Source organism: Steroidobacter sp. (assembly GCF_036402275.1).
In the GTDB taxonomy this organism is placed as follows: domain Bacteria; phylum Pseudomonadota; class Gammaproteobacteria; order Steroidobacterales; family Steroidobacteraceae; genus Steroidobacter.
On the sequence record NZ_DASWTF010000033.1, the window covers coordinates 1 to 25,892 of the forward strand.

25 protein-coding genes and 1 pseudogene are annotated in these 25,892 nt (G+C 62.9%); 18 read left to right on the forward strand and 8 right to left on the reverse strand.

The genetic code is table 11. From position 1 onward, the window contains the following. Nucleotides 1-349 precede the first annotated feature (349 nt). The 6 genes from VGD45_RS15510 to VGD45_RS15535 all read left to right on the forward strand — a co-directional run bounded on the left by VGD45_RS15510 (nt 350) and on the right by VGD45_RS15535 (nt 5,184). Nucleotides 350-700 (forward strand): hypothetical protein, encoded by a 351-nt coding sequence (locus tag VGD45_RS15510; RefSeq protein ID WP_331156234.1) that lies wholly within the window; start codon nt 350-352, stop codon nt 698-700. Nucleotides 701-1,026: 326 nt separating this feature from the next. Further along, nucleotides 1,027-2,226: a molybdopterin molybdotransferase MoeA gene (locus tag VGD45_RS15515; protein WP_331156235.1), complete on the forward strand. Its 1,200-nt coding sequence runs from the start codon at nt 1,027-1,029 to the stop codon at nt 2,224-2,226. 17 nt (nt 2,227-2,243) lie between these two features. Continuing rightward, nucleotides 2,244-3,293 (forward strand): GTP 3',8-cyclase MoaA, encoded by a 1,050-nt coding sequence (moaA, locus tag VGD45_RS15520; RefSeq protein ID WP_331156236.1) that lies wholly within the window; start codon nt 2,244-2,246, stop codon nt 3,291-3,293. 4 nt (nt 3,294-3,297) lie between these two features. Continuing rightward, nucleotides 3,298-3,765, forward strand: a complete 468-nt coding sequence (moaC, locus tag VGD45_RS15525; RefSeq protein WP_331156237.1) for a cyclic pyranopterin monophosphate synthase MoaC — start codon at nt 3,298-3,300, stop codon at nt 3,763-3,765. Continuing rightward, nucleotides 3,755-4,711: an NTP transferase domain-containing protein gene (locus VGD45_RS15530; RefSeq protein ID WP_331156238.1), complete on the forward strand. Its 957-nt coding sequence runs from the start codon at nt 3,755-3,757 to the stop codon at nt 4,709-4,711. The genes moaC and VGD45_RS15530 overlap by 11 nt, the downstream gene beginning before the upstream one ends. Further along, nucleotides 4,708-5,184, forward strand: coding sequence for a molybdenum cofactor biosynthesis protein MoaE (locus VGD45_RS15535; RefSeq protein ID WP_331156239.1), 477 nt, complete (start codon nt 4,708-4,710; stop codon nt 5,182-5,184). The genes VGD45_RS15530 and VGD45_RS15535 overlap by 4 nt, the downstream gene beginning before the upstream one ends. Here the strand turns inward: VGD45_RS15535 and VGD45_RS15540 are convergent, their stop codons facing one another. Both VGD45_RS15540 and VGD45_RS15545 read right to left on the reverse strand, forming a co-directional pair. Further along, complete coding sequence (locus tag VGD45_RS15540; RefSeq protein ID WP_331156240.1) at nt 5,185-6,642, reverse strand: OmpA family protein; 1,458 nt, start codon at nt 6,640-6,642, stop codon at nt 5,185-5,187. Nucleotides 6,643-6,715: 73 nt separating this feature from the next. Next, complete coding sequence (locus VGD45_RS15545; RefSeq protein WP_331156241.1) at nt 6,716-8,014, reverse strand: glutamate-5-semialdehyde dehydrogenase; 1,299 nt, start codon at nt 8,012-8,014, stop codon at nt 6,716-6,718. 189 nt (nt 8,015-8,203) lie between these two features. Here VGD45_RS15545 and VGD45_RS15550 point away from each other — a divergent pair, with 189 nt between their 5' ends. Then, nucleotides 8,204-9,583, forward strand: a complete 1,380-nt coding sequence (locus tag VGD45_RS15550; protein WP_331156242.1) for an MFS transporter — start codon at nt 8,204-8,206, stop codon at nt 9,581-9,583. An 8-nt stretch (nt 9,584-9,591) separates the two neighbouring features. Here VGD45_RS15550 and VGD45_RS15555 read toward each other — a convergent pair whose 3' ends face one another. Continuing rightward, on the reverse strand, nt 9,592-10,218 hold the full coding sequence (locus VGD45_RS15555) for a DUF924 family protein (RefSeq protein ID WP_331156243.1): 627 nt from the start codon (nt 10,216-10,218) through the stop codon (nt 9,592-9,594). A gap of 189 nt (nt 10,219-10,407) precedes the next feature. Between VGD45_RS15555 and VGD45_RS15560 the strand changes: the two genes are divergently transcribed. Continuing rightward, complete coding sequence (locus VGD45_RS15560) at nt 10,408-11,961, forward strand: alpha/beta hydrolase family protein (protein WP_331156244.1); 1,554 nt, start codon at nt 10,408-10,410, stop codon at nt 11,959-11,961. On the opposite strand, the gene VGD45_RS15565 is transcribed toward VGD45_RS15560, so the two are convergent. Further along, nucleotides 11,958-13,526 carry a class I adenylate-forming enzyme family protein gene (locus VGD45_RS15565; protein ID WP_331156245.1) on the reverse strand — a complete coding sequence of 523 codons (1,569 nt, stop codon included), beginning with the start codon at nt 13,524-13,526 and terminating at the stop codon, nt 11,958-11,960. The genes VGD45_RS15560 and VGD45_RS15565 overlap by 4 nt on opposite strands. A 188-nt stretch (nt 13,527-13,714) precedes the next feature. Between VGD45_RS15565 and VGD45_RS15570 the strand changes: the two genes are divergently transcribed. Both VGD45_RS15570 and VGD45_RS15575 read left to right on the forward strand, forming a co-directional pair. After that, nucleotides 13,715-14,527 (forward strand): SDR family NAD(P)-dependent oxidoreductase, encoded by an 813-nt coding sequence (locus VGD45_RS15570; RefSeq protein ID WP_331156246.1) that lies wholly within the window; start codon nt 13,715-13,717, stop codon nt 14,525-14,527. 53 nt (nt 14,528-14,580) lie between these two features. After that, a complete protein-coding gene (locus tag VGD45_RS15575) occupies nt 14,581-14,862 on the forward strand; it encodes a hypothetical protein (RefSeq protein ID WP_331156247.1) in 282 nt (93 codons plus the stop codon). 10 nt (nt 14,863-14,872) lie between these two features. Here the strand turns inward: VGD45_RS15575 and VGD45_RS15580 are convergent, their stop codons facing one another. From VGD45_RS15580 to proB, 3 genes are all read right to left on the reverse strand, one after another. Continuing rightward, nucleotides 14,873-15,232 (reverse strand): response regulator, encoded by a 360-nt coding sequence (locus VGD45_RS15580; protein ID WP_331156248.1) that lies wholly within the window; start codon nt 15,230-15,232, stop codon nt 14,873-14,875. 142 nt (nt 15,233-15,374) lie between these two features. Next, nucleotides 15,375-16,784 (reverse strand): sensor histidine kinase, encoded by a 1,410-nt coding sequence (locus tag VGD45_RS15585; RefSeq protein WP_331156249.1) that lies wholly within the window; start codon nt 16,782-16,784, stop codon nt 15,375-15,377. A gap of 121 nt (nt 16,785-16,905) precedes the next feature. Further along, nucleotides 16,906-18,051 (reverse strand): glutamate 5-kinase, encoded by a 1,146-nt coding sequence (gene proB, locus VGD45_RS15590; RefSeq protein ID WP_331156250.1) that lies wholly within the window; start codon nt 18,049-18,051, stop codon nt 16,906-16,908. Nucleotides 18,052-18,267: 216 nt separating this feature from the next. Here proB and VGD45_RS15595 point away from each other — a divergent pair, with 216 nt between their 5' ends. The 8 genes and pseudogenes from VGD45_RS15595 (at nt 18,268) to VGD45_RS15625 (ending at nt 24,691) form a co-directional block, all read left to right on the forward strand. Continuing rightward, a complete protein-coding gene (locus VGD45_RS15595) occupies nt 18,268-18,609 on the forward strand; it encodes a DUF6763 family protein (protein ID WP_331156251.1) in 342 nt (113 codons plus the stop codon). Nucleotides 18,610-18,681: 72 nt separating this feature from the next. Then, nucleotides 18,682-19,492, forward strand: a pseudogene (locus tag VGD45_RS15600) (deoxyribodipyrimidine photo-lyase); the annotation flags it as partial. Between the two features lie 39 nt (nt 19,493-19,531). Beyond that, a complete protein-coding gene (locus VGD45_RS34120; protein ID WP_349263289.1) occupies nt 19,532-19,777 on the forward strand; it encodes an FAD-binding domain-containing protein in 246 nt (81 codons plus the stop codon). Between the two features lie 64 nt (nt 19,778-19,841). Beyond that, the gene (locus VGD45_RS15605) at nt 19,842-20,813 is read left to right on the forward strand and encodes an acyl-CoA desaturase (RefSeq protein WP_331156253.1); all 972 of its coding nucleotides are present in this window, start codon (nt 19,842-19,844) and stop codon (nt 20,811-20,813) included. A gap of 37 nt (nt 20,814-20,850) precedes the next feature. Continuing rightward, entirely contained in the window at nt 20,851-22,155 is a 1,305-nt protein-coding gene (locus VGD45_RS15610) for an NAD(P)/FAD-dependent oxidoreductase (protein ID WP_331156254.1), read from the forward strand. 28 nt (nt 22,156-22,183) lie between these two features. After that, nucleotides 22,184-22,978, forward strand: coding sequence for a DUF1365 domain-containing protein (locus VGD45_RS15615; RefSeq protein ID WP_331156255.1), 795 nt, complete (start codon nt 22,184-22,186; stop codon nt 22,976-22,978). After that, the gene (locus tag VGD45_RS15620) at nt 22,975-24,234 is read left to right on the forward strand and encodes a cyclopropane-fatty-acyl-phospholipid synthase family protein (RefSeq protein WP_331156256.1); all 1,260 of its coding nucleotides are present in this window, start codon (nt 22,975-22,977) and stop codon (nt 24,232-24,234) included. Before VGD45_RS15615 ends, VGD45_RS15620 begins: the two co-directional genes overlap by 4 nt. A 13-nt stretch (nt 24,235-24,247) precedes the next feature. Next, nucleotides 24,248-24,691 carry a hypothetical protein gene (locus VGD45_RS15625; RefSeq protein ID WP_331156257.1) on the forward strand — a complete coding sequence of 148 codons (444 nt, stop codon included), beginning with the start codon at nt 24,248-24,250 and terminating at the stop codon, nt 24,689-24,691. 5 nt (nt 24,692-24,696) lie between these two features. On the opposite strand, the gene VGD45_RS15630 is transcribed toward VGD45_RS15625, so the two are convergent. Further along, nucleotides 24,697-25,833 (reverse strand): DSD1 family PLP-dependent enzyme, encoded by a 1,137-nt coding sequence (locus VGD45_RS15630; RefSeq protein WP_331156258.1) that lies wholly within the window; start codon nt 25,831-25,833, stop codon nt 24,697-24,699. Nucleotides 25,834-25,892: the final 59 nt, after the last annotated feature.

Sequence of the window (25,892 nt, forward strand, 5' to 3'; positions counted from 1 at the left end):
CTAACCCCCTCCCGTGAACGGGAGGGGGAATTGAATTTTTAGTTTCTTTTTGACGGAAACCAGAACGAGAGAGCCGCGCGAGCGCGGCCGATTGGCGCACGGCGCTTATGTTGAAAGCGCCGTGGGTCCGACACGAAAAGCCCAGCTGAAAACCAGGGTTTTTCTGCACTCCCGCCCGCCCGTGACAGGCGACCGATTTCACGGTTTGCCTGCTTCAGTGCGACCCTCGTCGCAGTTGCACGACTTGCCGATCGATCGACCCTTAAGCGAACGCTCGTAGGGCCGATGCCCGCTGTGTCTGCCGTTACACCGACGGCACCGCTTTACAGACCAGCTGGAGTTAAGACAAATGAATCGCAAGTTGCTCACCATCGGCGCTGCTCTCGCCGTCGCCTTTGGCGCGGCTACCGCCCAGGCCGAATGCGCCTTCCCCAAGGCCCCGGCCTCCATCCCTGACGGCAAGACCGCGTCCGAAGCGGAAATGGTCGCCGCCATGCAGGCCTTCAAGGCCTACAACGAGGAAGTGAACGCGTTCGGCGCCTGCTTGGAAGAAGAGACCAAGAGCAAGGCCGCCGGCACGGCTCAGCTGATGCAGCTGAAGACCATGCAGACCAAGAAGCACAACGCCGCCATCGACGAGCTGCAGGCCAAGGCCAAGCTGTTCAACGAGCAGGTTCGCGTGTTCAAGGCTCGCGGCTAAGAGCTCCGAGCAAAGCCGGGCACATCCTGGGCAGGGAGGCCCGCCTTGATTTCTCGAAAGGCCAGGCGCTTGCAGCGCCGCTGGATTGATGTGCCATCGGCGAAGCAGGCAACAGGCCTTGGAATGGAGCGAATCAGCCGCTCCATGGGGAGCTACGGAGCAGTTTCCCTGCTTACGCGCGGATCTGGATCCACGGAATTGAGGCCTCCAGTCCCGCGTCTTTACCAGCCCGAGGCGATAGTCTCGGGCTGGCACAATCTTGCTCATTTCTGCGCAATTCCCGATCCGATATAGCGCTGCCGGATGGCTCGTGACACACTGCCCGGGTGTCCAGCCGCCTCCTCACACCCGCTGAAGCCGAAGCCGCGATTCGCCAGCACGCGACGCAGTTGCCGGCCGCCCGCTTGCCCCTGACCGAGCTGTCGGGCGCGGTGCTGCGCGAGTCGATCACGTCCACCCGCGATCAGCCGCCGTTCGATCGGGTCACCATGGACGGCATCGCCTTTTCGTTCGCTGCCTGGGAGGCCGGGCGCACTACTTTTCGCGTCGCCGGTACGCAGGCGGCCGGAGCTGCACCGCTGACTCTGCGTGAATCGAGCGACTGCATCGAAGTCATGACCGGTGCGATGCTGCCGGCCGGCTGCGATTGCGTCGTGCCTGTCGAGAACATCGACGTGAACGACGGCGTGGCTCGACTTCGCGATGACGCCCCTGCCCCGGTTCGCAATATCAACGTGCACGGTCGCGGCATCGATTCGCGTCGCGGCGATTTGTTACTGCCGTCGGGCTGCCGACTCGGCCCGGCCGAAGTCGCAGTGATCGCGTCCAACGGACAGACGCATGCATTGGTCGCGCGTCCGCCTCGCATCGTCGTGATATCCACGGGTGACGAGTTGGTCGAACCGGGCCAGCCGCTGCAGGACTGGCAGATTTCCCGCTCGAATGTTTATGGCGTGCTCGCCTCGTTGCGTAAGCACGGCTATACCTCGCTTGCCCACGATCACGTGCCCGACGATCTGCCCACGCTGCGCGAGCGGCTCCGATCTCACCTCGAAACGAACGATGTGATGATCCTGAGCGGCGGCGTCTCGATGGGCCGTTTCGATTACGTCCCGCAGGTTCTGCAGGAACTGGGCGTGCGCATGATCTTCCACAAGGTCGCGCAGCGCCCCGGCAAGCCGCTGTGGTTCGGCGTAGGCCGCGACGGACAGACGGTGTACGCGTTGCCCGGCAACCCCGTCTCGACGCTGGTTTGTCTGACACGCTATGTGTTGCCTGGCTTACAGGCCGCCCAAGGCGCCACACCACTCGCCGTTGAAACCATCACGCTTGCCCAAAGCTACGAAGTGAAACCGGCGCTGACAGTGTTCCTGCCCGTGATGGTCGCCGGCCGGTCCGCTGTGCCTCATCCCACACGAGGCTCCGGTGATTTTACATCGCTGATCGGCACCGTCGGATTCGTGGAACTGTCGCCCGGTCCGCAGGTCGTTTTGGAAGACGCCTCGTTGCCCCTCTATCGTTGGTAATGGATCGCAGCCCAGCCATGACCTCCGACATCGTCGATCTGCCCGTGAAGCACCGCCCGCACGACACGCTGGGCAGGCCGCTGCACGATCTGCGCATCTCGGTGATGGACCGTTGCAACTTCCGCTGCCCCTACTGCATGCCGAAGGAAACGTTCCATGAGAACTATCGTTTCCTGAAGTCCAACGAACGGCTGTCGTTCGAAGAGATCACGCGCTTGACGCGCCTGTTCGTCGATCTCGGCGTGAAGAAGGTGCGCCTAACCGGCGGCGAGCCGCTGCTGCGTTCGAACCTTGCCGATCTGGTGGGCGATCTCACCGCCATCGAGGGTGTCCAGGATGTGGCGCTCACCACCAACGGCGTGTTGCTCGCTCAGCACGCGGTCGAGTTGAAGGCCAACGGCCTGCATCGCATTACCGTCAGTCTCGACTCGCTGGATCCCGAGATCTTCAAACAGATGAGCGGCGGGATGGGCGAATTGGATCGCGTGCTGGAGGGCATTCGCGCCGCCCAGGAAGCGGGCCTCGCGCCCATCAAGATCAATACGGTGATCGAGCGTGGCTTGAACGATCACGCGGCCATCGATCTGGTCGAGCATTTCCGTGGCACGGGCGTGATCGTGCGCTTCATCGAATATATGGATGTGGGCAACCGCAATCATTGGAGCCAGGACCGCGTCGTTCCTTCGCGCGAGCTGGTGGACCGCATCGGGCAGCGCTGGCCGCTGCATCCGGTTCAGGAGAATTATCGCGGCGAAGTGGCCGAGCGTTACGCATTCGACGACGGCATGGGTGAGGTGGGATTCATTTCTTCCATCACCAATCCGTTCTGTGGCGATTGCACGCGGGCCCGACTGTCCTCGGAAGGCGTGCTTTACACTTGTTTGTTCGCGCGCTCGGGCGTCGACCTGCGCGCACCCATGCGCGACGGTGCTTCGGACGCGGAGCTGAGCCAGTTGATCTCGAACACCTGGCTCAAGCGCGGCGATCGCTACAGCGAAATCCGCTCGACGGTCAAGAACGGCGAGCAGCCGTTGCGCAAGATCGAGATGTATTACATCGGTGGCTGACCGAATGGCGACTTTCACTCATGTCGACTCCAGCTCACGACCGACCATGGTCGACGTGGGCGATAAGGTCGTCACCAAGCGCACGGCGACGGCGCAGACGCGCGTGCGATTTCCCTCAGATGTAGCTGAGGCGCTGCGCTCGCAGCAGTTCAACACTTCCAAGGGGCCGGTGTTTCAGACGGCGATCATCGCCGGGACTATGGCTGCGAAACGAACGCATGACCTGATTCCGTTCTGTCATCCGCTCGGCATCGAGAAGTGCAAGCTCGAGATCGACATGGAAGGCGACGATGCGGTCATTCGCTGCACGGTGTCCGTTCATCACAAGACCGGCGTGGAGATGGAGGCGTTGACGGGCGCGAGTGTCGCGGCGTTGACTGTTTACGATATGTGCAAGGCGCTCTCGCATGACATCGTCATCGCGGAGACGCGCCTGGTCGAGAAGCGTGGAGGCAAGAGCGATGTCGGCTGAAGCACCTTTGTTCGGCCTGGTGCTGGCCGGGGGCGCCAGCACCCGCATGCAGCGGGACAAGGCGGCGATCGAGTATCACGGTCAGTCGCAGCTGCATTGGACGTTTCATTTGCTGTCGCACGTGTGCGCGGCGACGTTCGTTTCCGTTCGCCCCGATCAGCGTGAAGAGCCGACCCGCGCGGGGTTGCCGCAGATCGTGGATCGGCAGCCAGGCATCGGGCCGATTGCCGGCATCACGGCGGCTCTGCAAGCTCACCCGAAAGCTGCATGGCTGGTTGTTGCTTGCGACCTGCCGTTCTTGAACGAGCAGACGCTGCGTCATCTGATCGAGCACCGCGATCCGCACAAGCTGGCCACTGCTTATAAAAGCAGCCACGACGGCCTGCCCGAACCCTTGTGCGCCATCTGGGAGCCAGCCGCTCGCGAGCCCCTGCTCGCCTATCTCGCCGCCGGCAAACAGTGCCCGCGTAAATTCCTGATCAACGCCGACACGCTGCTACTCGACCTCCCGGACGCCCGCGCCCTGGACAACGTGAACACCGCCGACGAATACCGCGCGACTGTGACCGAACTCGGCGCCCCCTCAACTCCGAGCCACGCCGGGCACGGCGACCATCATCCCTCTTCTCCGAGCCAGAGCGGCACCGATCAATCAATCAATACGGCTGCGTTAAAAGCCGAGGCTGGCAGTACCGACTCCAAGCCCCGCACGCTCCGAATTCAGTACTACGCCATCCTCCGCGAACAAGCCGGACGCAGTGAGGAAACATTGGATACGACGGCTGCGACGCCTGCCGAGCTGTACGACGAGCTGAGTCGCCGTCATCCGTTCCAACTAGCAGCAGCGCAGCTGAAAGTCGCGCTCAACTCCGAATTCAGCGACTGGCATACGCCGTTGCGCCACGGCGATACCGTCGTGTTCATACCTCCGGTGGCAGGCGGATGAAACCATTTTCCTTCAGCACCACGGCCCTCACCCTGGACACCTACCGCCAGGAGCTGGCCGATCCCGCCGCCGGCGGCTATGCGTCCTTCGAAGGCTGGGTGCGCAATCACAACGAAGGCCACGCCGTCACGCGCCTGGAATACGAAGCGTTCGAAGCGTTAGCGAACAAGGAAGGCGAGCGCATCGTCAACGAAGCCATCGCCCGCTTCGGCGTCCTGAAAGCCGCCTGCGTGCATCGCGTCGGTTCGCTGGAAATTGGAGATGTGGCCGTGTGGGTAGGCGTCAGCTCGCGGCACCGCGCCGAGGCGTTTGCCGCCTGCCGCTACATCATCGACGAAGTGAAACACCGTGTGCCCATCTGGAAGAAGGAGCACTACATCAACGGCGATTCAGGCTGGGTGAATTGCGAGCGCTGCGCGGTGCCGGGCCACGATCATGCGCACGAGCATCCTCATGCGCACGATCACAAATAATCAGCCGCTACCCTGCACGTGAATGACCAGGTCGATGCGCCGATTGCGCGCGCGACCGGCGGCGGTCTCGTTGGTCGCGACCGGCCGCGCCTCGCCATAACCGATCGAGCTGACCTTCTCGGCGTTCGCACCGAACTGCGACACCAGATACTGCTTCACCGCATCCGCCCGATCCTGCGATAGGATCAGGTTGGCCGAGTCGCTGCCGTTCGCATCGGTGTGCCCTTCGATCACGATCGACGCGTCAGGAAACATCGCGAGCGCCTTCTGCACTTTCTGCATCAGCGCCGCGCTGCTGCCATCGATGTTGCTGCGACCCGAAGGGAAATTGATCCCCATCAAAGACACCACCACGTCCTCGCCCTGGCGATAGACGCGAGCCTCGTCCGCGGTGAACGATGCTTCGATGGATGCAATGTTCGAACGCAGCCGCGCCTGCGCATCGACTTGACGCTGTAAGGCAATGCGCTCCTGCGACTCGCCGCCGAGCCGCGACTCGACGCGCTTCACCTGATTGTTGAGCGATGCAATCTGCTCGTCGCGATCCTGCAACTCCAGCTTCAGCCGGCGCACTTCCTGCGACTGTTGCTGCGCGTATTCCCCCAGTTCCTTCATCGCGCCCTGGTGCCCTTCGTCGAAGCGGACATCCAGCTCCATCGTCGAAGCAACGCGCTGAAGCGGCTCTTCCCAGGACAGGATCAACGCTTCCACGCCGGCCTGATCGTCCTTCTCCTGCTGCAACACCCGCTCGATCTGCTTCGCCAAGTAACTCGCATGCCGAGCCTCGTAGCGCGCTTGCGCCGCGAGCTTGCGAGGTTGAGCAACGTCGTATCGATTGCGCTGAATTTCCTGCTCGGCCTCGGCCAGATGCCGCTTGGCCGCTTCCAAAGTGCGGGGCGCATAGCGGGCAACCTTCGCCTCGTCGGCTTGCGCGATCAGATTGCGCGCCTCGTTGAGAATGCCGCCTTTGATGCCGATCAACTCGGCGTCGCGCAACAGCACTTCGGCCTCGGCCGCGCGCTTCTGCGCATTGGGCAGATCGCCACTCTCGTTCTCGCGCATGGCCTGCAGAAAACGTTCGTGCGCCTTGGCCCATGCTTCCGGCGCGAACTTGGGCGCCTCCGCAACCAATGCATCCTGACGAGTCTTGATCACGCCGCCCAGCGTCTGCTTGGCGCTATCCGCGACACTGCGCGCCTTTTGCAACGCCGCCTCGCCTTCCTGCACCCGGGTGGCGACTCTCTCGGCAGCGCGCCCGCGTTCAGCTTCCTTGGTTGCGTTCTGGCTGGCCTGTACGGCTGCAGCGAAAGCGCGGGGCGCGAGCACATCGAGCTGCTCGGCGCGTCCTTTCTCGACGGCGGCCGCCAACCCGGCGGCGTCGAGATTGCTGGCCGCCAGCGCCGGTCCCGCGACCAGGCTCAGAAATGTAACAACGATCAGCGCGAATACCTGGGCCATACGAACGGGCTCGAGTCGTGACTTAATGCGGGAGTATACGTCGCCTGGCGCGCCAGGGACCTTGCACTGGCGCTCATCCAGGCCGGATTTGTCCCGAACCGCGCACGACATACTTGTAACTGGTGAGCTGCTCGACGCCCACCGGCCCGCGCGCATGGAATTTATCGGTGGAAATGCCGATTTCCGCGCCCATGCCGAATTCGCCGCCGTCGGCGAACTGGGTCGAGGCGTTATGCAAAACGATGGCGCTGTCGACGCCGCCAAGGAAGCGTTCGGCCGTGGCCTGGTTGGCCGTGACGATGGCTTCGGTGTGAGCCGATCCGTACCTGGCGATGTGCGCGATGGCCTCGTCCACACCGTCGACCGCTTTGGCGGCGATGATGGCGTCGAGATATTCGGTGCTCCAATCCGCTTCGGCGGCCGGCACGATGCGCGAATCGAGGCGTTGTAACGTTTCATCGCCGCGCACTTCGCAGCCCGCATCCAAGAGCGCCTTCAACACCGGCGCGGCCGCGTTGCCGCCGCGATCGAACAACACCGTTTCGGCGGCTCCGCAGACACCGGTGCGACGAAGCTTGGCGTTGAGCACGACCTCATGCGCCATGGCGAGATCGGCCTCGCGATCCACATACACGTGACAATTGCCGTCGAGGTGACCGATGACAGGCACTCGTGCTTCGGCCTGCACTCGCTCGACCAAACTGCGACCGCCGCGAGGCACGACGACATTGATGTACTGAGTCATGCTCGACAGCATGTAACCCACCGCGGCGCGGTCGGTGGTCGGCACGATTTGAATGGCAGCGTCGGGGAGCCCGGCGGCGCGCAGCCCAGCGACGAGGCACGCATGAATCGCGGCAGTCGAACGACTGCTCTCGCTGCCTCCACGCAAGATCACGGCGTTGCCCGACTTCAAACAAAGCGCGCCGGCGTCGGCAGTGACATTCGGTCGGCTCTCATAAATGATGCCCACTACGCCGAGCGGCACGCGCACGCGCTCGATCTTCAAACCGTTCGGCCGTGTCCAGCTGGCGATCACGCTGCCGATCGGATCCGGCAGCGCGACGATGTCCTCGATGCCTCGCGCCATCGCTTCGACGCGTTGCTCATTCAAGATCAGACGATCGCGCAACGACGCAGAAATCCCACGCTGCGTGGCCTGCTCGACATCGGCGCGATTGGCCGCGAGCAACTCGTCTCGCCGCTCGCGAATCGCCGCGGCAGCGGCTCGCAAGGCAACGTTCTTGGCGTCGGCGTTGGCCTGGGCCAGAGTTTTAGCGGCGTTTTTTGCCGCGCGGCCGAGGTTCTGCATCAACTCGGCAATGGCGGCGGCGTCACCTTCGGGCTGGGGTCTGGGAGAGGAGGCGTTCATCAGTCGATTCTAGCGGCAGCGGGCCCGGGTAAAGAAGTGTCAATGGGGACTCTCGCTTCTACATCGCGAAACTGGTGGGCCGCGCCAGCGCCCGATCGGGACAGTCATGGTCATTTCTTGACCAGGCGCGCCATTACAAACGCGCCCTGCGGTGACACAATGCCGCGACGTTCGACAAGGGGGGATCGTATGGCAGTAGAAGCTGGACCGGTCGGCGACCGAGCCGTGAATGCGAGCGCCGGCTCGGCCACATTCAGCGCCAGCAATGCCTACCGCAACTACGTCGTCTGGCTGCTGTTCGTCATCTACGTGTTCAACTACGTCGACCGGCAGATCCTGTCCATCGTGCTGGAGCCCATCAAGCAGGAATTCGACCTGCATGACTGGCAGCTCGGCCTGCTGAGCGGTCTCGCGTTCGCCGCGTTCTATTCCACGCTCGGCATTCCCATCGCGCGCATGGCCGACACGCGCAATCGAGTGAACATCATCACCGCCTCCATCGTGGTATGGAGCGCGTTCACCGTCGTGTCAGGCATGGCGAAGAATTTCTGGCACCTGCTGATCGCGCGCATCGGCGTCGGTGTCGGCGAGGCCGGCTGCAGTCCGTCGGCGTATTCCATCATCAGCGACTACGTGGAGCCGAAGAAGCGCGCCACTGCACTGTCGATCTACTCGATGGGTGTGTATGGCGGCAGCGCGCTCGGCTTCCTCGTCGGCGGTCTGGTCGCGCATGAATACGGCTGGCGTGCCGCGTTCTTCACGGTGGGCTTGCCGGGCCTGGTCGTCGCGCTCATTTTGAAACTCACCGTCAGAGAACCGCCTCGCGGCTTCTCCGATCCCGGCACCACTGTGGCGGCGGAGCCGCCGCCCTTCAAGCAGGTGATGGGCAATCTGTGGGCGAAGAAATCCTTTCGTCACTTGTCGGTGGCGGCCGGCCTGCACGCGTTCGTGAGCTACGGCCTGAGCTCGTTCTATTCGCCGTTCTTCATGCGCAGCCATGGCATGAGTCTGGGCGATGTGGGCGCGTGGCTCTCCCTCGTCGTGGCGCTGGGCGGTTTGAGTGGAACGTATCTTGGCGGCGCATGGTGCGATCGTTACTACGCTCGCACGCAAGACCCGCGTTGGTACGTGTTGATTCCTGCCATCACGCTGATCATCGTCGTTCCGTTCGGGATGGTGGTGTACTCCCTCGACAACACCGTCGCCGCGATGCTGCTGCTGACGCTGTACATCGCATTGGCCGCCGCGTACTTGGGCCCGAGCATCGCCTCGACACATCGCCTGGTCGGATTGCGGGAGCGCGCTCTGGCTTCGGCCTTCCTGCTGCTGATCCTGAACTTCATCGGGCTGGGCCTGGGCCCGATGTTCACCGGCGGCCTGAGCGATCTGTTCAAGGAATATTTCGTATCGCAGGGAGTCGCCGAAAAGGTGGCGCTCGCGGACGGCTTGCGCTGGTCCATCCGCGTCACCTTGCTGATCAACCTGTGGTCCGCGCTGCATTACTATCTGGCGGCCAAGACCCTGCGCGAAGACATCGAAGCGGGCAACACAGCGCGCGCCGCCAGCTAGCTCGAAGATCACACCAGCGACGGCTCGTTCTTCAGAAATTCCTGTTCCTCGGGCGTCGACTGGCGCCCGAGGATGGCGTTGCGATGAGGAAAGCGGCCAAAGCGCTCCACCACGTCGTAATGATGGCGCGCCCACTTCATCCCATCGGGGTCCAGCTCGCTGAACAGGCGCATCGATTCGGCCTGCGTCGCGCGATCTTCGCTGTGCATGAACGGCATATAAAGGAAATGCCGTTGCTTCTCTGGCAATAATCGATCTTTGCCATTGGCCACCGCAGATTTCGCAAGCGCCAAAGCGTTGCTGTCCGTCGCATAAGCCGCCGGCGTGCCGCGATAAATGTTTCGCGGAAATTGATCGAACACGATGATCGCAGCGAGCATCGTGCGCACATCCGCGCGTTCCAGCGCTGGAGGATCGTCCCGCAAGGCCGCGCACAAATCGCCGAAACGCTCGCGGATCTTTTCATCCAGACGAGCGTGACTGCTGAACCAGTCCCGAGGCTGCAACTCCTGGAACCAGAAATGCAGCACATCCTCGGCCCAGCCGTCCGGAAAAAGGCGTGACTTTTTCCGGACTTCTTCGGTCGAAAGTGGCCGAGGCCCTTTCGACACATCCGGTAATTTTTTCGAGGACATGGTCCCTCAGTGATCCGCGAGATCCGGAGAGAGTACCAAAGCCGCGGTTCGTGCGAATGTTCCCGACGTGCGCGGGCTCGCTGTACAAAATTTTTGGCGCTGAATCGATCCAGGCTGCCCTCTCACGCATTAGTACCTACGCACGAGCGAGGAAGCCGGGACATGTTCAAAGGGTGGCGATCGGTTGGGTTGAAAGCATTCGCTGTACTTGGCTGCGCCATGCTCGCCGCCTGCAGCAGCAACGACGACGATGACGAAGGCTCGGAGTCGGAGCAACCGCCGCCGGCGCCCGCGCCGACCGCGGGCACGCTGATCGAGAATCCGCCGCAGCGGCTGGTTTCGTTCTCCATCACCGACCTGATCAACGCGGTCAACGTGAATTCCACGGCGGGAGCGATTCTGGACTTCATCGTCGATCCAGAATGCGGCGTCGACGTTCACCAGCTCCGATACAACACGCTCGACCCGGCTCAACAGGCGACCACCGCTTCCGGCGCGCTGATGATTCCAACGGGTACGAACGCTGCCTGCCAGGGCGCCCGGCCCATCATCGTGTACACGCACGGCACGTCGGCCGAGAAGAACTACAACATCGCAAATCTTGCGAACCCGGACAATGCAGAAGGATTGCTGATCGCCGCCGCGTTCGCCGCGCAGGGTTACATCGTCGTCGCGCCCAACTATGCGGGCTTCGATACGTCGACGCTGCCATATCATCCTTATCTGCACGCCGAACAACAGGCGAAAGACACGGCTGATTCGTTGAGCGCCGCGCGAAGCGCGCTGCCGATCAGCACTGCCCCAACGATCACCGACAACGGGCAACTGTTCATCACCGGTTACTCGCAAGGCGGTTTCGTGGCGATGGCCACGCATCGGCTGTTACAAACGAACGGCGCCCCGGTGACAGCCTCAGCGCCGATGTCTGGGCCTTATGCACTGGCGGCGTTTGGCGATGCCGTGTTCCAGGGTCAGGTTATCGGCAGCGCGCCGCTGCTGATGAGCTGGACGATGACGACCTATCAGCGCGTCTACGGCAACATCTATTCGACTCCAACCGATGCCTTCGACGCCCGCTACGCCACCGGTATCGATGCGTTGCTGCCGACGACCGGCACTCGCTCGCAGCTGTACGAACAAGGCCGCTTGCCACGGGAGCAATTGTTCAGCAGCACGCCGCCCGATCCCGCTTACGCCGCTTACACACCGGCGACGACGCCAGCCGATCTCGCTTTCGTGTTCGCTCGTGGCTTCGGACCCGAGGCGTTGATTACGAATTCGTTCCGAGCGAACTATCTGCAGGACTCGTTAGCACACCCCGATGGCGGCTTTCCAACGGTCACCGACGGTCGCCCGGCGGCAGCGCCAGCCAATACACTGCGTATCGCGTTCAAAGCGAACGACCTGCGCAACTGGAGCCCGACGGCGCCGGTCCTGCTCTGCGCGGGGCATGACGATCCGACAGTTCTATATATGAATACGGAGTTGATGCAGCAGTATTGGGCGGGCGCCGGAGTCACCGCCAACATCCGCGTGCTCGACGTGGATGACGAACCGTCCTTCGACGATCCCGATGCGGGCATCAAACTCGGCTTCAACACCGCTAAAGCATCCATCGCGGCGTCCGCGGTCGCGGGCGGAGCGACGGATGGCGGCGCTGCTGCGGTGGCCGAGGCCTATCACAGCACGTTGGTGCCGCCGTTTTGTCTCGCTGCCGTCCAGTCGTACTTCGACGATTTCTAAATGGAGCTCAGCAGCGCGGAGTACTGATCGCGCAGGTCGCGCTTCAACACTTTGCCAATCGCATTGCGAGGCAGCTCAGTGGCCAACTCGACCGCGGCGAGGCGTTGTGTCTTGCCGAGGCGGGAGTTGGTCCACTGCTTGATGTCTTCGGCGCTCGCAGTCACGCCCGGCCGCAACACCACGAACGCGATGGGCGTCTCGCCCCACTCTTTGGACGGCACACCCACGACGGCGCCGTCGCGCACCGCCGGATGTTGAAACAGCACGCTCTCGAGATCGCTCGGATAAATGTTGAAACCGCCGGAGATGATCATGTCCTTGCGGCGGTCCATCAGCGTGAGAAAGCCGTCGGCATCGAAGCGGCCGACGTCGCCAGTGCGAATGAAACGATTGCCTTCGGCGTCGTACCACTCGGCTTCGGCCGTCTTGCCGGGCTGATTGAAATACCCCTTCATCATCGCCGGCGAACGACCCACGACTTCGCCAATGGCGCCCGCGGGCACTTCCTTGCCCTGCTCGTCGATCAATCGGATGTCGTGACCGGCGACGGGCTGACCGACCGTGTGCAGTTTGTCCGGGAACTGATGGGCGAGCAGCATGCAGGTGCCGCCGCCTTCCGTCATCCCGTAGTACTCGATGAGTCCGCCCGGCCAACGACGCAGGATGTCGGCCTTCAACGCAGCCGAGAACGGCGCGCTGGTGCAGAACTTCATGCGATAGCTGCTCAAGTCGTAGCTATCGAAATCCGCTCGATCCATCAGACGCTGATATTGAACCGGCACCAGCATCGCGTGCGTCACGCGATGCCGCTGCGACAGCTCCAGGAACTTGCCGGCCTCGAACTTCGGCATCAGCACCACGGCGCCGCCGCCTGCGATCGCGGGAAAGAAACTCACCAACGTGGTGTTGGAGTAAAGCGGCGTCGAGCACAGCGTCACTGCTTCCCGGTCGTAACCGAAGTTACGAGCACGGCGCACGTGCGCCCAACGCATGCTGTGAGGCTGCACGATGCCCTTGGGCGTGCCGGTGGTCCCCGAGGAATAAATGATGTTGAACGCCGCATCGGGCGCGGGCGTCACCGGCACGGGCACACTGCCCGATGGAGCGAGCCACGACTCCAACGAACGCACACCTGGAGCGCTATCCAGACGCACGAGTTGCAAGCCGGCCGGCAACGCGACGGTCGCCAGGGTCACCGCGACATGCTCGTCGAGAAACAAAAACCTCGCGCCGCAGTCGGCCAGCATGGTCACCAAAGATTCGGCGGTGGACGACGGCGACAGCGGTGCCACGGCGGCACCAGCCCGCAGCACGCCGAGAAAGACGACCCCGTAATCGACGCTAGCCGCCGCGCAAATCGCAATCGCTTCACCGCTGCGGACCTGATCCCGTTGCAGCGACATGGCGACCCGGTCCATGCGTTGATCGAGCTCGCCGAAATCGACGCTGCCTCGTTCGTCGATCAAGGCCGGATGCCGAGGGCGTTCGTGAGCGTGGGCATGGATCAGCTCGGCGATCAGACCGAAGTCCTGCTCGAGCAACATCTCGGGAGATTTCACGTTCATCGTGGCGCCACCGGATCGGGCGAGCACCATGCCACAGCGGACCCCGGTCCAACAGCGGGGTTGCCGCGCCATTGCATTAATTCATACTCGCGGACACACTCGAAGCCTGTCGACGCCCGCTCACATACAGACCAGAAGGGCGTTCCGAGCTGCGAAAAACGCTTTCAAAAAACAGGTGAAGGACAGCTATGCAAATCCCCGATCCCGCCGTTGAAGGTCAGCTCAAAGGCAAGGTCGCGCTGGTCACCGGCGCGGCGAGCGGCATTGGTCGCGCCAGCGCTATCGTATTTGCCCAGGCCGGCGCGGCGGTGGTCGCCTTGGATCGCGCGGGCGAAGTGGAAGACACCGTCGCCTGCATTCGCAAAGACAACGGCCGCGCGGTGCCGATCGTCAGCGACTCGTCGGACGAAGGAAAGATCGCCGAGGCCGTCGACACCGCGGTCCGTGAGTTCGGCGCGCTGGATGTTTGTTTCGCCAACGCCGGCATCAGCGGCGGTCTGGTGCCGCTGCAGGAACAAACGCCGGAGCACTGGCTGCAGGTGCTGACGATCAATCTGGTCGGCACGTTCCTGGCCGTGAAGCATGCGGCCAGAGTCATGACACCCCGTAAGCGGGGTTCGATCATTTGTACCGCGTCGGTCGCGGGGCTGCGCTCGGGCGCGGGCGGCTCGCCCTACAGCGCCAGCAAAGCCGGCGTCATCAGCCTGGTGCAGACCACCGCTTATCAGTTGTCTGGCAGCGGCGTGCGGATCAACGCCATCTGTCCCGGCCTCATCGAGACGGGCATGACCCGGCCGATCTTCGATCAGGCGCGGGCCCGCGGCACGGATAACAAGATCGGTCAGCTCAACCCGCTGCGACGCGCCGGTGCTCCCATCGAGATCGCGCGCATGGCTTTGTTCCTTGCTTCGGACGCGGCGTCGTACGTCAACGGTCAGGCATTCCCGGTCGACGGCGGTCTGTCCAGTTCGCACCCGATCGTGCCGCCCCGAGTGCCCTGAGGAACTCCGGTCCGCGGCGGAGCGTCTCCTTCCCACACCGACGGAGAACGCTCATGCGCGACTACGAGCGCTACGCTGACGATTTTGACGATGATTTGGACGACTACGCGCCGACCCGGCGCCGCTCGGCGTTCGACGCAGTCGAGTCGCTGTTGCTGTTAGGTGCGCTCGCCCTGATAGCAACACCGGCGATCAAGGGCATCGCGCGGCGCTATCGAGTACACCACCCGCACGCAGCCTGCGAAAACGAAGTCGATAAGTCACTCAAAGACACGTACCCCGCCAGCGATCCGCCGGCGCAACGTTACGTCGACATTCCGGTGAATCGGCGCTAACCCGCGCCGGTTATCGCTTCAACCGCAGCAGCTGCGTGATCAAGACGTTGGGTAGCACTGGCTTCGACAAGCGCGGCGCTCCCAGCGTAGCTGCCTGCGAGAACAACCGATCTTCGTCCGCATAGGCAGTCGCGAACACGAACGGCACATCCTGCGAGCGCAGTTGGTCCGCCAGCGGAAACACGTACTCGCCGCCAAGATTCACATCGAGCACCGCGACCGTCGGCCGCTCGCTCGCCAGCAATTCCCGAGCTTCGGCCAAGCTGTGCGCAGGCCCCAGCACGCGCGCGCCTTGCTCTTCCAACATCATCTGCATGTCATAGGCGACGATGAAATCGTCTTCGACGACCAGCACGGCCATGCCAGACATCGGCCCTTCGTTTTTCCCCTCACCGCCGGAACCATCGCTGCCGTCCCCATACGGCGCGCGCCGAGCAGGGAACAACAACACGCGCGCATTCCGCACGACCGAGGGCAGCCTCAGCGGCGAAGCGCCCCCGGTGCGGACGACCTCAGGTGGCGGGCATGATGTGGAGCTTGGTGAGGTTGACTCGGATGCGCGTCCCAGGCCGCCGCCCTTGCGCAGCAAGGCCTTCGTGAAATCGAGCAGAACGCTCCGGACGCCCGCCGAACTGGCGCGCGACCATGTCGATGATCTTGGTCCCCAAGCCGCCCGCTTCTTGTGAATGTTGCTCATGCCAGCCCACTCCGTCGTCCGAAACTTCCAAAACCGCCACCGAATCCTTGCCGGGCGCGAGCACCACGCTGACCTCCCCGGCTTCGCCCGGCGCGAACGCATGCTTGACCGCGTTCATCACCAGCTCGCTGGTCAGCACGCCCAGAGACACGGCGTCGCGCGCGTTGATTTCCAGCGGTTCGACCTGGCACTGAATTCGGATCAGATCTCCCGGCGGCAACCCCGCGCTGATGTCGTCCAGCACGGCCCCGAGCACTTCGTTGACTTTCACTGTCGCGAAGTCCGCACCCAGGCGCAGCTTTCGATGCGCGGAAGCGATGGCCTGCACGCGCATACGAGCAGCGCTCAGAGCGCGAGCCGCATCGGGATTCTTCACCGCGCGCTGCTGCATCGTCAGGAACGAAGACACCAGCGCGAGATTGTTGCCGACGCGATGATTCACGTCGGTGAGCAGCGACTCCGCCCGGGTCCGCTCGCGATGCGCTTCTTCGGCCGCTTTCTCCAGCTCTTCGGTGCGCGCCTGCACCCGCTGCTCGAGCTCAACATTATGCGAAGCAAGTCGCAACCGACTTTCGTGCACCGTCGTGAGATACCGACGTACGCTGATCAATGCGAACAAAGTCAGCACGCCCGAGGCGAGCAACATCACGACGACCGCGTTGGAAAAGCGATCGCGCAGCTCGGCCGCCGCTCTCTGGCGCTCACCCAGCAGACGCTGCTCCAGCTCCGACGCAGCTTCGATGCGCGAGCGGATGTTGTTCAAGGTCGGCAAGCCAGTGCGCTGAAGTGCGGCGATCGCATCTGCGCGACGGCCGGCGCGCTGCGCGGTTACGGCCGCATCGATATCCGCCAGCCGCTGCTCGATCAACGGAGCGAACACATCGAAGTTGGCGAGTTGCTCTGGATTGTCCGCGATCAGCGCGCGCAAGTCGGCCAGTTGCTTGGGCATCAGCTCGCGGACTTCCGAGTGAGGCTTGAGAAAGGATTGATCGCCAGTCAGCAGGAAACCCCGCAAACCCGACTCAGTACCGCCGATCGTGAGTAACGTCGCGTTGAGCGCGCGCTGCACTTCGGTGGTGTGCTCCACCAACGCATCGGCGGCGACGCCTTGTTGCGACACATGGAAGGTGAGGCCTGCCGAGCACAACAGCAGCAAAAAACTGAGCGCAATCGTAGCGACCAGCGCGCGGTTCCTGCGCAGAGAAGGTTCTTGTAAGACTTGCATGCATCCGCTGATGGACGGCGGTCCAAGCGAACGATACTAACAAACTTACATTGTGAGTCAGCTCGGGCAAAACCCGCAGTCTGTTGGCGAAAGGACCCTAGAGCGCTTGCGATCGAAACATTCAGCGCGTGAGCACCAGATCGTCGCGATGAATCATCTCGTCGCGTCCATGAAAGCCGAGCAGCGCTTCGATCTCGTTCGACTTGTGCCCGAGCAAACGCTCGGCGTCCGCGCTCGAATATGCAACCAGACCGCGCGCGATCTCCATGCCCGTTTCGTCGCGCACGATGAGCGCATCGCCGCGTTGAAACGGACCGGCGATGCGAGTGACGCCAGCTGGCAACAAACTCTTGCCGCGAGCGAGTGCGGCAGCGGCGCCCGCGTCGACGAACAACTCGCCAGCGGGTTGCAGCGTGCCCGCGATCCATTGCTTGCGCATGGTCGCGGGACTCGCCGATGGATAGAACCAGGAGCAGCGCGCGCCTTCTTCGATTCGCCGCACCGGATGCAACTCTCTGCCCAGCGCCACGCACATATGGCAACCTGCACCGACGGCAATTTTCGCGGCCGTGATTTTCGTCGCCATGCCGCCGGTGCCCACCGCGGATGCTGACCCGCCGGCCATCGCCTGGATTTCGGGGGTGATGGCGCGCACTTCGGGAATGAATTGCGCGTTGGGATCGCGCGTCGGATCGGCCGTGTACAAACCATCCACGTCCGACAGGAGAATCAGGCAGTCGGCGCTGATCATCTGCGCGACCCGCGCCGCCAGCCGGTCATTGTCACCATAACGTATCTCGGCGGTGGCGACGGTGTCGTTCTCGTTGATGACCGGCACCGAGCCGAGCTTCAGCAGCGTTCGCAGGGTATTGCGCGCATTCAGGTACCGGCGGCGCTGCTCGGTATCGCCCGGAGTGAGCAGGATCTGGGCCACGCTGAGCTCGTGATGCTCCAGCACTTCGGTCCAGGCGTGCGCCAGGCGGATCTGGCCCACGGCCGCGGCTGCCTGCTTCTCTTCCAGTTTGAGCTTGCCCGGCGCCAGCCCCAGCTGACGACGGCCCAGGGCAATGGCGCCCGACGACACCAGCAGCACTTCCTGACCGCGCCGGCGCAGGGAACCTATGTCCGCCGCCAGAGTTTGAAGCCAGTCGCGTTTGACCGCGCCGCTGGCGCTATCGGCCAGCAGGGCGGAACCGACCTTGATGACGATGCGCCGTGCCTGCAATAGCGGCTGGGCGGATGCATGAACTGGAGGCGACGGTGTCATACGCAAAGGTGAACCAGACATGGCATTAACAGGGACGGCGGGCGCTCTGGCACGAAGCATGTAAGGGCGCGGCAGTGTAGGCAGGCGCCGAACCTCCGTCCATCCGCCCAGCCGGTCGCCGCGCCGCCGCTGTTTCACTCACTTGGCAGTCTTGGAGAATGCCCCTAATATTCCGCCGCCGGTGAGCACACCGGTCCCCCGTCTTGAGGTGTTTGCGTGGCCAGAGATTACGACCCGGTCCAGGGAAAATGGTACGAGGATCTCGAAGAAAACGAGGTCTTCAAAGTCCTGTCCGTGGATCCCGACCAGGAGTTGGTCGAAGTGCAGTACGAGAATGGCGATATCGAGGAAATCGACCTCGATACCTGGCATGAGCTCGACCTCGAGCAGGCCGAGGAGCCGGAAGGCTGGGCCAGCGACGACGAGGAAGAAGAGGAAGAAGAAGAGGAAGACGAGGACGAGGAAGACTGGGACGAGGACGACGACGATTGGGACGACGACGAGGACGAAGACCTCGACGACGACGATGACGATTACAACGACCGGGACGACGCCTAAAACACGTCTCGGTGCCGCCACCCCGCCTCACTGCACAGCGATAGCCGCCCGCGGCCGCCTGGCTGAGGCGGCGTGAAAGCCCACCAGACCGCCCTGGTCTGGTTCCGGCGCGATCTGCGCCTCACGGACAATCCAGCACTGCTCCACGCGCTTGCAAATGCCGAGCGCGTGGCGCCGTTGTTCGTGTTCGCGCCTGACGAAGAGCAGCCCTGGGCCACGGGCGCCGCCAGCCGCTGGTGGCTGCACCACAGCCTCGCCGCGCTAGCTGAGCGGTTGCGACAACTCGGCAGCCGGCTGGTGGTGCAGCGAGGGCCTTCCCAGGCGGCGCTGCTGTTCGAGCCGGGCACGATCTTGAACGGACAGAAGCTGCCCTATCGTGTGTTCACACCATTCTGGCGCACGGTAGAAAAGGCCCTGCCGTCGTTAGCCGTCCCGCGCAAAGCGCCGCGCAAGTTGCCGGCAGTTCCGCGCAAACTCACCGGGATCGAGATCGCGGACCTGCAACTCCTGCCGACGATTGCCTGGGACCAAGGACTCGCGGAAACGTGGACTCCGGGCGAAGCGGGCGCGCTGAAACAGCTCGAGCAGTTCACCAAGCAAGTCGCGAGCTATCCCTCCGGGCGGGATCGACCGGACCGACCGCAGACGTCGCGCCTGTCACCGCATTTACATTTTGGTGACATTGGCCCAGGGCAGATTGTCGCCGCGCTCCGACACTCGAGCGCTGGAGCTGCACAATCCCGAGGGGTCGACAGCTATCTGCGGCAGGTCGGTTGGCGCGAGTTCGCGCATCACCTGTTATTCCATTTTCCACAGACCACCGACGCCCCATTGGACGCTCGCTTCGCCAAACAAAAATGGCGACGCAGTCGTGCCGACTTGCGCGCCTGGCAGCGCGGCGCGACTGGCATTCCACTCGTCGATGCCGGCATGCGCGAGCTGTGGCGTGTTGCAGGCGAAGCGCTTCGATCCTCAACGCAATTACATCCAACAGTGGCTGCCGGAGCTCGCGCGTTTGCCGGATCGATGGATTCACCAACCTTGGGCTGCCCCCGACGCAGTTTTGCAACAGGCGGGCGTCGAGCTCGGCGTGACTTATCCAAAACCCGTGCTCGATTTGCGGGAATCCCGCCATCGCGCGCTTCAGGTTTATTCCCAACTGCGTTAATGATCTAGCTCTGAATCCGTAAATCGCAGCTCGTGCGAAATCCTGTTCCGAGGAACGCATGAGCATGACCAACTCCACCACTGAAGCCGCGCCGCGACGCAGCCTGTTTACGAGCCTGACCAGTTGGCTCGATGCAGGCGCGGGCTTGGCCAAATTCGACGCTGCGAAAATCGACAGCGTCGATTGGATGCGCGTGATTCCGTTTATCGGCATGCACCTCGCCTGCGTTGCAGTCGTGTTCGTCGGCGTGAGTCCGATCGCATTGCTGGTCGCCGGCTTCATGTACGTGATCCGCATGTTCGCGATCACGGGTTTTTATCACCGCTACTTCTCGCATCGCTCTTTCAAGACTTCGCGCGCCGGCCAGTTCGTGTTCGCTCTGCTCGGCGCATCCGCCGTGCAGCGCGGCCCGATCTGGTGGGCTGCGCACCACCGTCATCACCACGCGTTCTCCGATACCGAGCACGACGTCCATTCGCCGGTGCAACGCGGATTCCTGTGGAGCCACATGGGCTGGTTCCTGTCGCGCCGTCACTTCGAACCGGATCTGTCGCGCGTCCGTGACCTGCTGAAATTTCCCGAGCTGAAGCTGCTCGATCGGTTCGACATCCTGGTGCCGGTCGCGCTGGCCGTCGGATTGTTCGGTCTCGGCGCCCTGCTCGAACATTACGCGCCGGGCCTCCACACCGGTCGCTGGCAAATGCTGGTGTGGGGCTTCTTCGTGTCGACGGTGGTGACCTATCACGCCACCTACACCATCAACTCGCTCTGCCATCGCTTCGGCAAGCGCCGTTACGAGACCAGCGACGACAGCCGCAACAACCTGTGGCTGGCGCTACTCACCTTCGGCGAAGGCTGGCACAACAACCATCATCACTATCCCGTGTCGACGCGCCAGGGATTCTATTGGTGGGAGATCGACCTGACGTACTACGGGCTGCGTGTGCTCGCGCTGCTCGGCATCGTCTGGGATCTCAAGCCGGTGCCACGCGAAGTGCGCGATGCGCGCACTCGCATGCGCGCCGAAACGAACTAAGAACAAGCATTCATCACTTACCGGGTAAGGAACCAACATGCGCATCGGAGTCATCGGCGCGGGAATAGCAGGGCTTTATGCGGCCTGGCGGCTCAGCCGCCAGCACGACGTCACAGTGTTCGAAGCGGGCAACTATCCGGGCGGACACACCAACACCGTCGATGTCGAGTGGCAGGGCAAGCAGTACGCCGTCGATACCGGCTTCATCGTCTTCAATGACTGGACGTATCCGAATTTCATCGCCATGTTGCGCGAACTGGGTGTGGCGTGGCAGCCGTCGAACATGAGCTTCAGCCTGCGCTGTGAGCGCACCGGCCTGGAGTACAACGGCACTTCTGTGAACGCGCTGTTCGCGCAGCACTCGAACATCGTGAGCCCGTCGTTCCTGCGCATGATCTACGACATCCTGCGCTTCAATCGCGAGTCACGCGCGCTGCTGAAGACCAACGACGACAAGCTGACGCTGAGCGAGTACTTGCGGGCGAACGGCTATTCCCAATCGTTCGCGGAGCGCTACATCCTGCCCATGGGGCGCGCGATCTGGTCCGCCGAAGCGGACGCCATGCTGTCGTTCCCGGCGCGCTTCTTCGTGGATTTCTTCGAGCGTCACGGCTTCCTCAACATCGACAACCGTCCGCAGTGGCAGGCGGTGAAAGGCGGCTCGCGGGAATATGTTCGCAAGCTGATTGCATCCATGAAAGCCGACGTTCGGCTGTCGACCCGCATCGAAGGTGTGCGCCGACGAGCGAATGAAGTCGAGGTTTGCACTCAGCGCGGCGAAGTTCATCGCTTCGATCACGTCTTCATCGCCTGTCACAGCGACCAGGCGCTCGACATGTTGACCGACCCGTCACCGGCGGAACGTGAAGTGCTCAGTGCGTTTCCGTACTCGGCGAATGAAGCCATTCTGCACACGGACACGTCGGTATTGCCGCGGCGTCCGCTGGCTCGCGCTGCCTGGAACTATCACGCGCTGAAGAGCCCGCAGCAGCCGGTCGCGCTGACGTACGACATGAACATTCTGCAGACGCTGGATGCGCCGACGAAGTTTCTGGTCACGCTCAACCACGCGGACGCGATCGACAAGAGCAAGATCATTCAGCGCATCCCCTATCACCACCCCGTGTATCTGCCGGCCGGCGTCGCCGCCCAGGCGAGACACCGTGAAGTCAACGGCGCGCGCCGCACTTACTACTGTGGCGCGTACTGGCGTTATGGCTTCCACGAAGACGGCGTCGTGACGGCGATGCGGGCGCTGGAACATTTCCAGTGGGATCTCACCTCTCGCGGCGACGGCGCCGTCGAGCCGCAAGCTGTGCCGGCTGCCGCCAGCGTCGCGTAACCCGGTCGATTCGAAGCGAGCCACGCTCATGGAAAGCTGTATCTATAACGGCTCGGTGCGACATCGCCGGCACGAGCCCTCCGGCAACCAGTTCCGTTATGAGCTCTTCATGATGTATCTGGATCTGGCCGAGCTGCCGCACCTGTTCGATCAGTACTGGGGCTGGTCGGCGCGCGGCCCGGCGCTCGCGCGCTTCAAACGCTCCGACTATCACCACACCCTCAACGACGGCGACGACGATGGCGAGTTGAGCCTCGACGAAGCCGTTCGCCGCACGGTGACTGCGCAGACGGGTCGGCGGCCGGAAGGCCCCATCCGCATGCTCACCCACATGCGCTACTTCGGTTACATCTTCAACCCGGTGTCGTTCTACTACTGCTTCGACAGCAGCGGCACCAAGGTGCAGACCATCCTGGCCGAAATCACCAACACGCCGTGGAAGGAACGCCACGCGTACGTGCTGCCGATCTCGGCGGCGACGCGCAGCGACTCGGTGATGCGCTTCGAGTTCGGCAAGGAATTTCACGTCTCGCCGTTCTGGCCCATGGATATGCGCTATGACTGGCGCTTGAGCACGCCGGGCGAGCACCTGCGCATTCACATGGACAATCTGCAGCAGAAGGACGGGCATACCCGACGCGTGTTCGACGCCACGCTCACGCTGCAGCGAGAGGAGATCTCCAGCGCCGCGCTGTCGCGCGCGCTCATGAGATATCCGCTCATGACTGCCAAAGTTTCCGGTGCGATTTACTGGCAGGCGCTGCGCCTGTGGTTCCGACGCACGCCGTTCTTCACTCACCCGAAGTGGACCGTGACGCCATGACAACAGCAAGACCGTCGATTCTTCCCAACACGCCCGCCCTGGTCGCGAACGACTCGTGGCTGCAGCGGACCGGCCGCAACGCCCTGCTGGGTCAGCTGAAACATCTGAAGCATGGCGAGATCGCCGTGGTCGAGGGCAATCAAGTGCATCGCTTCGGCAAGCACACGCCCGAACGCTCGCTATCCGCCACCGTCGAAGTCGTGCATCCGCAGTTCTGGGCCGACGCCGCGTTCGGCGGCACGACCGGCGCGGGTGAAGCGTACATTCACGGTCATTGGCGTAGCGACGATCTGGTCGCGCTGGTTCGCATCATGGTGCTGAATCGCGAGATCATGCAGAACATGGAAGGCGGGCTGGCGTTCCTCACCTCGCCACTGCGGCGGATCTTCCATTGGATGAATCGCAACTCCAAGGACGGCAGCCGCAAGAACATCGCCGCCCACTACGACCTGGGTAACGATTTCTTCCAGCTGTTCCTGGACGACACGATGGCGTACTCGTGCGGCATTTTCGAGGCGCCCGAAGCGACGCTGAAGGAAGCTTCGCTCGCCAAGTTCGAGGCGGTATGCCGCAAGCTGCAATTGAAGCCCACCGATCATCTGGTCGAGATCGGCACCGGCTGGGGCGGGCTGGCGATCTACGCCGCGAAAAAATATGGCTGCCGCGTCACCACGACGACGATCTCCAAGGAACAGTATGCGTTGGCCAAGGAGCGCGTAGCCGCCGAAGGGTTGAGCGATCGCATCGATCTGCGCCTGGACGACTATCGGGATCTCACCGGGCAGTACGACAAGCTGGTGTCCATCGAGATGATCGAAGCCGTCGGTCATCAGTTCCTCGACACTTACATTGCCAAGTGCGCTTCGCTGCTCAAGCCCGACGGGGCCATGCTGATTCAGGCCATCACGATTCAGGATCAGATTTATGACGATGCGTTGAAGAGCGTCGATTTCATCCAACGCTTCGTGTTCCCGGGCAGCTTCATTCCCTGTGTCACGGCGATCACCAATGCGGTGACGCGAGCCACGGACATGAAGGTGTATCACCTGGAGGACATCGGCCCGCACTACGCGACGACGCTGCGCATGTGGCGCGAAAACTTCTTCGCCAACATCGGCCGCGTGCGCGCGCTTGGTTACCCGGAGGAGTTCATCCGTCTCTGGGACTACTACCTGTGCTACTGCGAAGGCGGTTTCGCCGAGCGTCAGCTCGGTGACGTGCACATGCTAATGGTGAAGCAGGGCTGGCGCGGGTAAAGTCGCCGGCAGCATGCTGCCGCTACGCCTCGCCATCTTCGCCGCGGTCTTCGGTATCGCTCTCTCCGGGCTGTTCTGGCTGCTCGGCAACTTGAGCGAGCCGGAACTGCTACGTTCCAAGAAAGCCGTGGTCGTCAAAGGCTGCGATCCCATTGAAACCGAGGACGCGGCCCGCATTTGTCCGCAACTGTTCTGCCAGAAGTTCCTGCTCGACTCGCGTGTGTTTGAGCTGCGGTATCGGTTCGATGTCACGGTCGACAAGAAGTCAGGGGCGGAGCAGTTGATTGGCGGAGTGGCCAAGCCGTTCGTCGCCAAGCCTGGCGACGGGCCGGTGCGGAGCTTTGTGTGCGTGCTCGAGCGGAACAAGGTGATCGAAGGCCGCGCGTTGGATGCGGTCGAACTCGATGAGCTTGCCGAGCAAGACACCTGGCTCGCGGCTAGCTCCGACGAGGAATAATCGCGTTATCGCGAGCGGCCCCGGGCGCCGACCGGCCAGATTTCCACCAGCGTGCCGCCACTGACGACGTGGTACGAGTCGTATAAGTTGACGGTCGGGTCGCAGTGAGGCACGGCCAACCTCACCATATCGCCAATCGTCCAGACCTTTTTCATGTCCGGATCGACGATGGCGCCGTGCTCATCGCCCCTGAAGTGATACACAGTGCCCTTCGGTGCGCCGCTCAGCACGACCGGCGCGCCCCCATCCGTCGCGAATGCTTTGTAACCTGCATCGATGGTAGCCATGCCGGGCGTGTTGGCGCTCACCACTCTGGCGTCGACGAACAAGGAGTACTCATACGGCACGCTCGGCTGATTCGCTAGATCGCAGTCCGCGTACTGGCGGTCCATGAAGACATACGAGCCGACCTGCCATTCGTTGAACGCTCCGAGCGCGGCGTCGATGTAGTGCGTGCCTGTCCCACAGCCAGTTATGACTTGCGGCGCGCCTCCCTGAGCCTCTAACTCCGAAATGACCGTCCGCAAGTATTCCACGCGGTCACGAATGGCCGCGGCGCGCTCGTCGTAGTTGACGATGTGCTGCTGAGTGCCGCAGTACATTTGCACGCCCCGGTAGTTCAAGTTCTTCCGTCTGCGGATCGCCTCGAGCAACTCAACGGCAGCCGCCGCCGACGGCACGCCCGTGCGCTTGATGCCGGGATCGATATCGATCAGCACATTCAGCGGGCGCGTGAGCACGTTCGCGAGCGCTTCGACGTTCGCGACATTGTCGACGACCACCGCCAGATCAGTTATTCGCTCGTTGAGCGCGCTCAAGCGCGCCAGCGCGGGCCGCGAGACTACGGGCGAGGTAATCAGGATCGACTCGACACCGCCGTCGGCCAGCACCTCCGCCTCGCCCAACTTGGCGCAGCACAAGCCCACCGCACCGGCCGCGATCTGCAACTTCGCGATGTCCACGCTCTTGTGAGTTTTTGCATGAGGTCGCAGCGAGACACCGTGTGTCTTGGCTAGCTCGGACATTCTGCGGATGTTCCGAGCCAGGGCGTCGCGATCGACGACCAGCACGGGCGTGTTGAATTCGCCGCGCGAATCCGCCCGGCCGATCAGCGCCTGATGCAAACGAACGTCATCCAACATCGACCTCTCCCGCTCGACCGCCCCGCCCATGATAGGGCCTTTGGCGGTAAGCTTGCAGG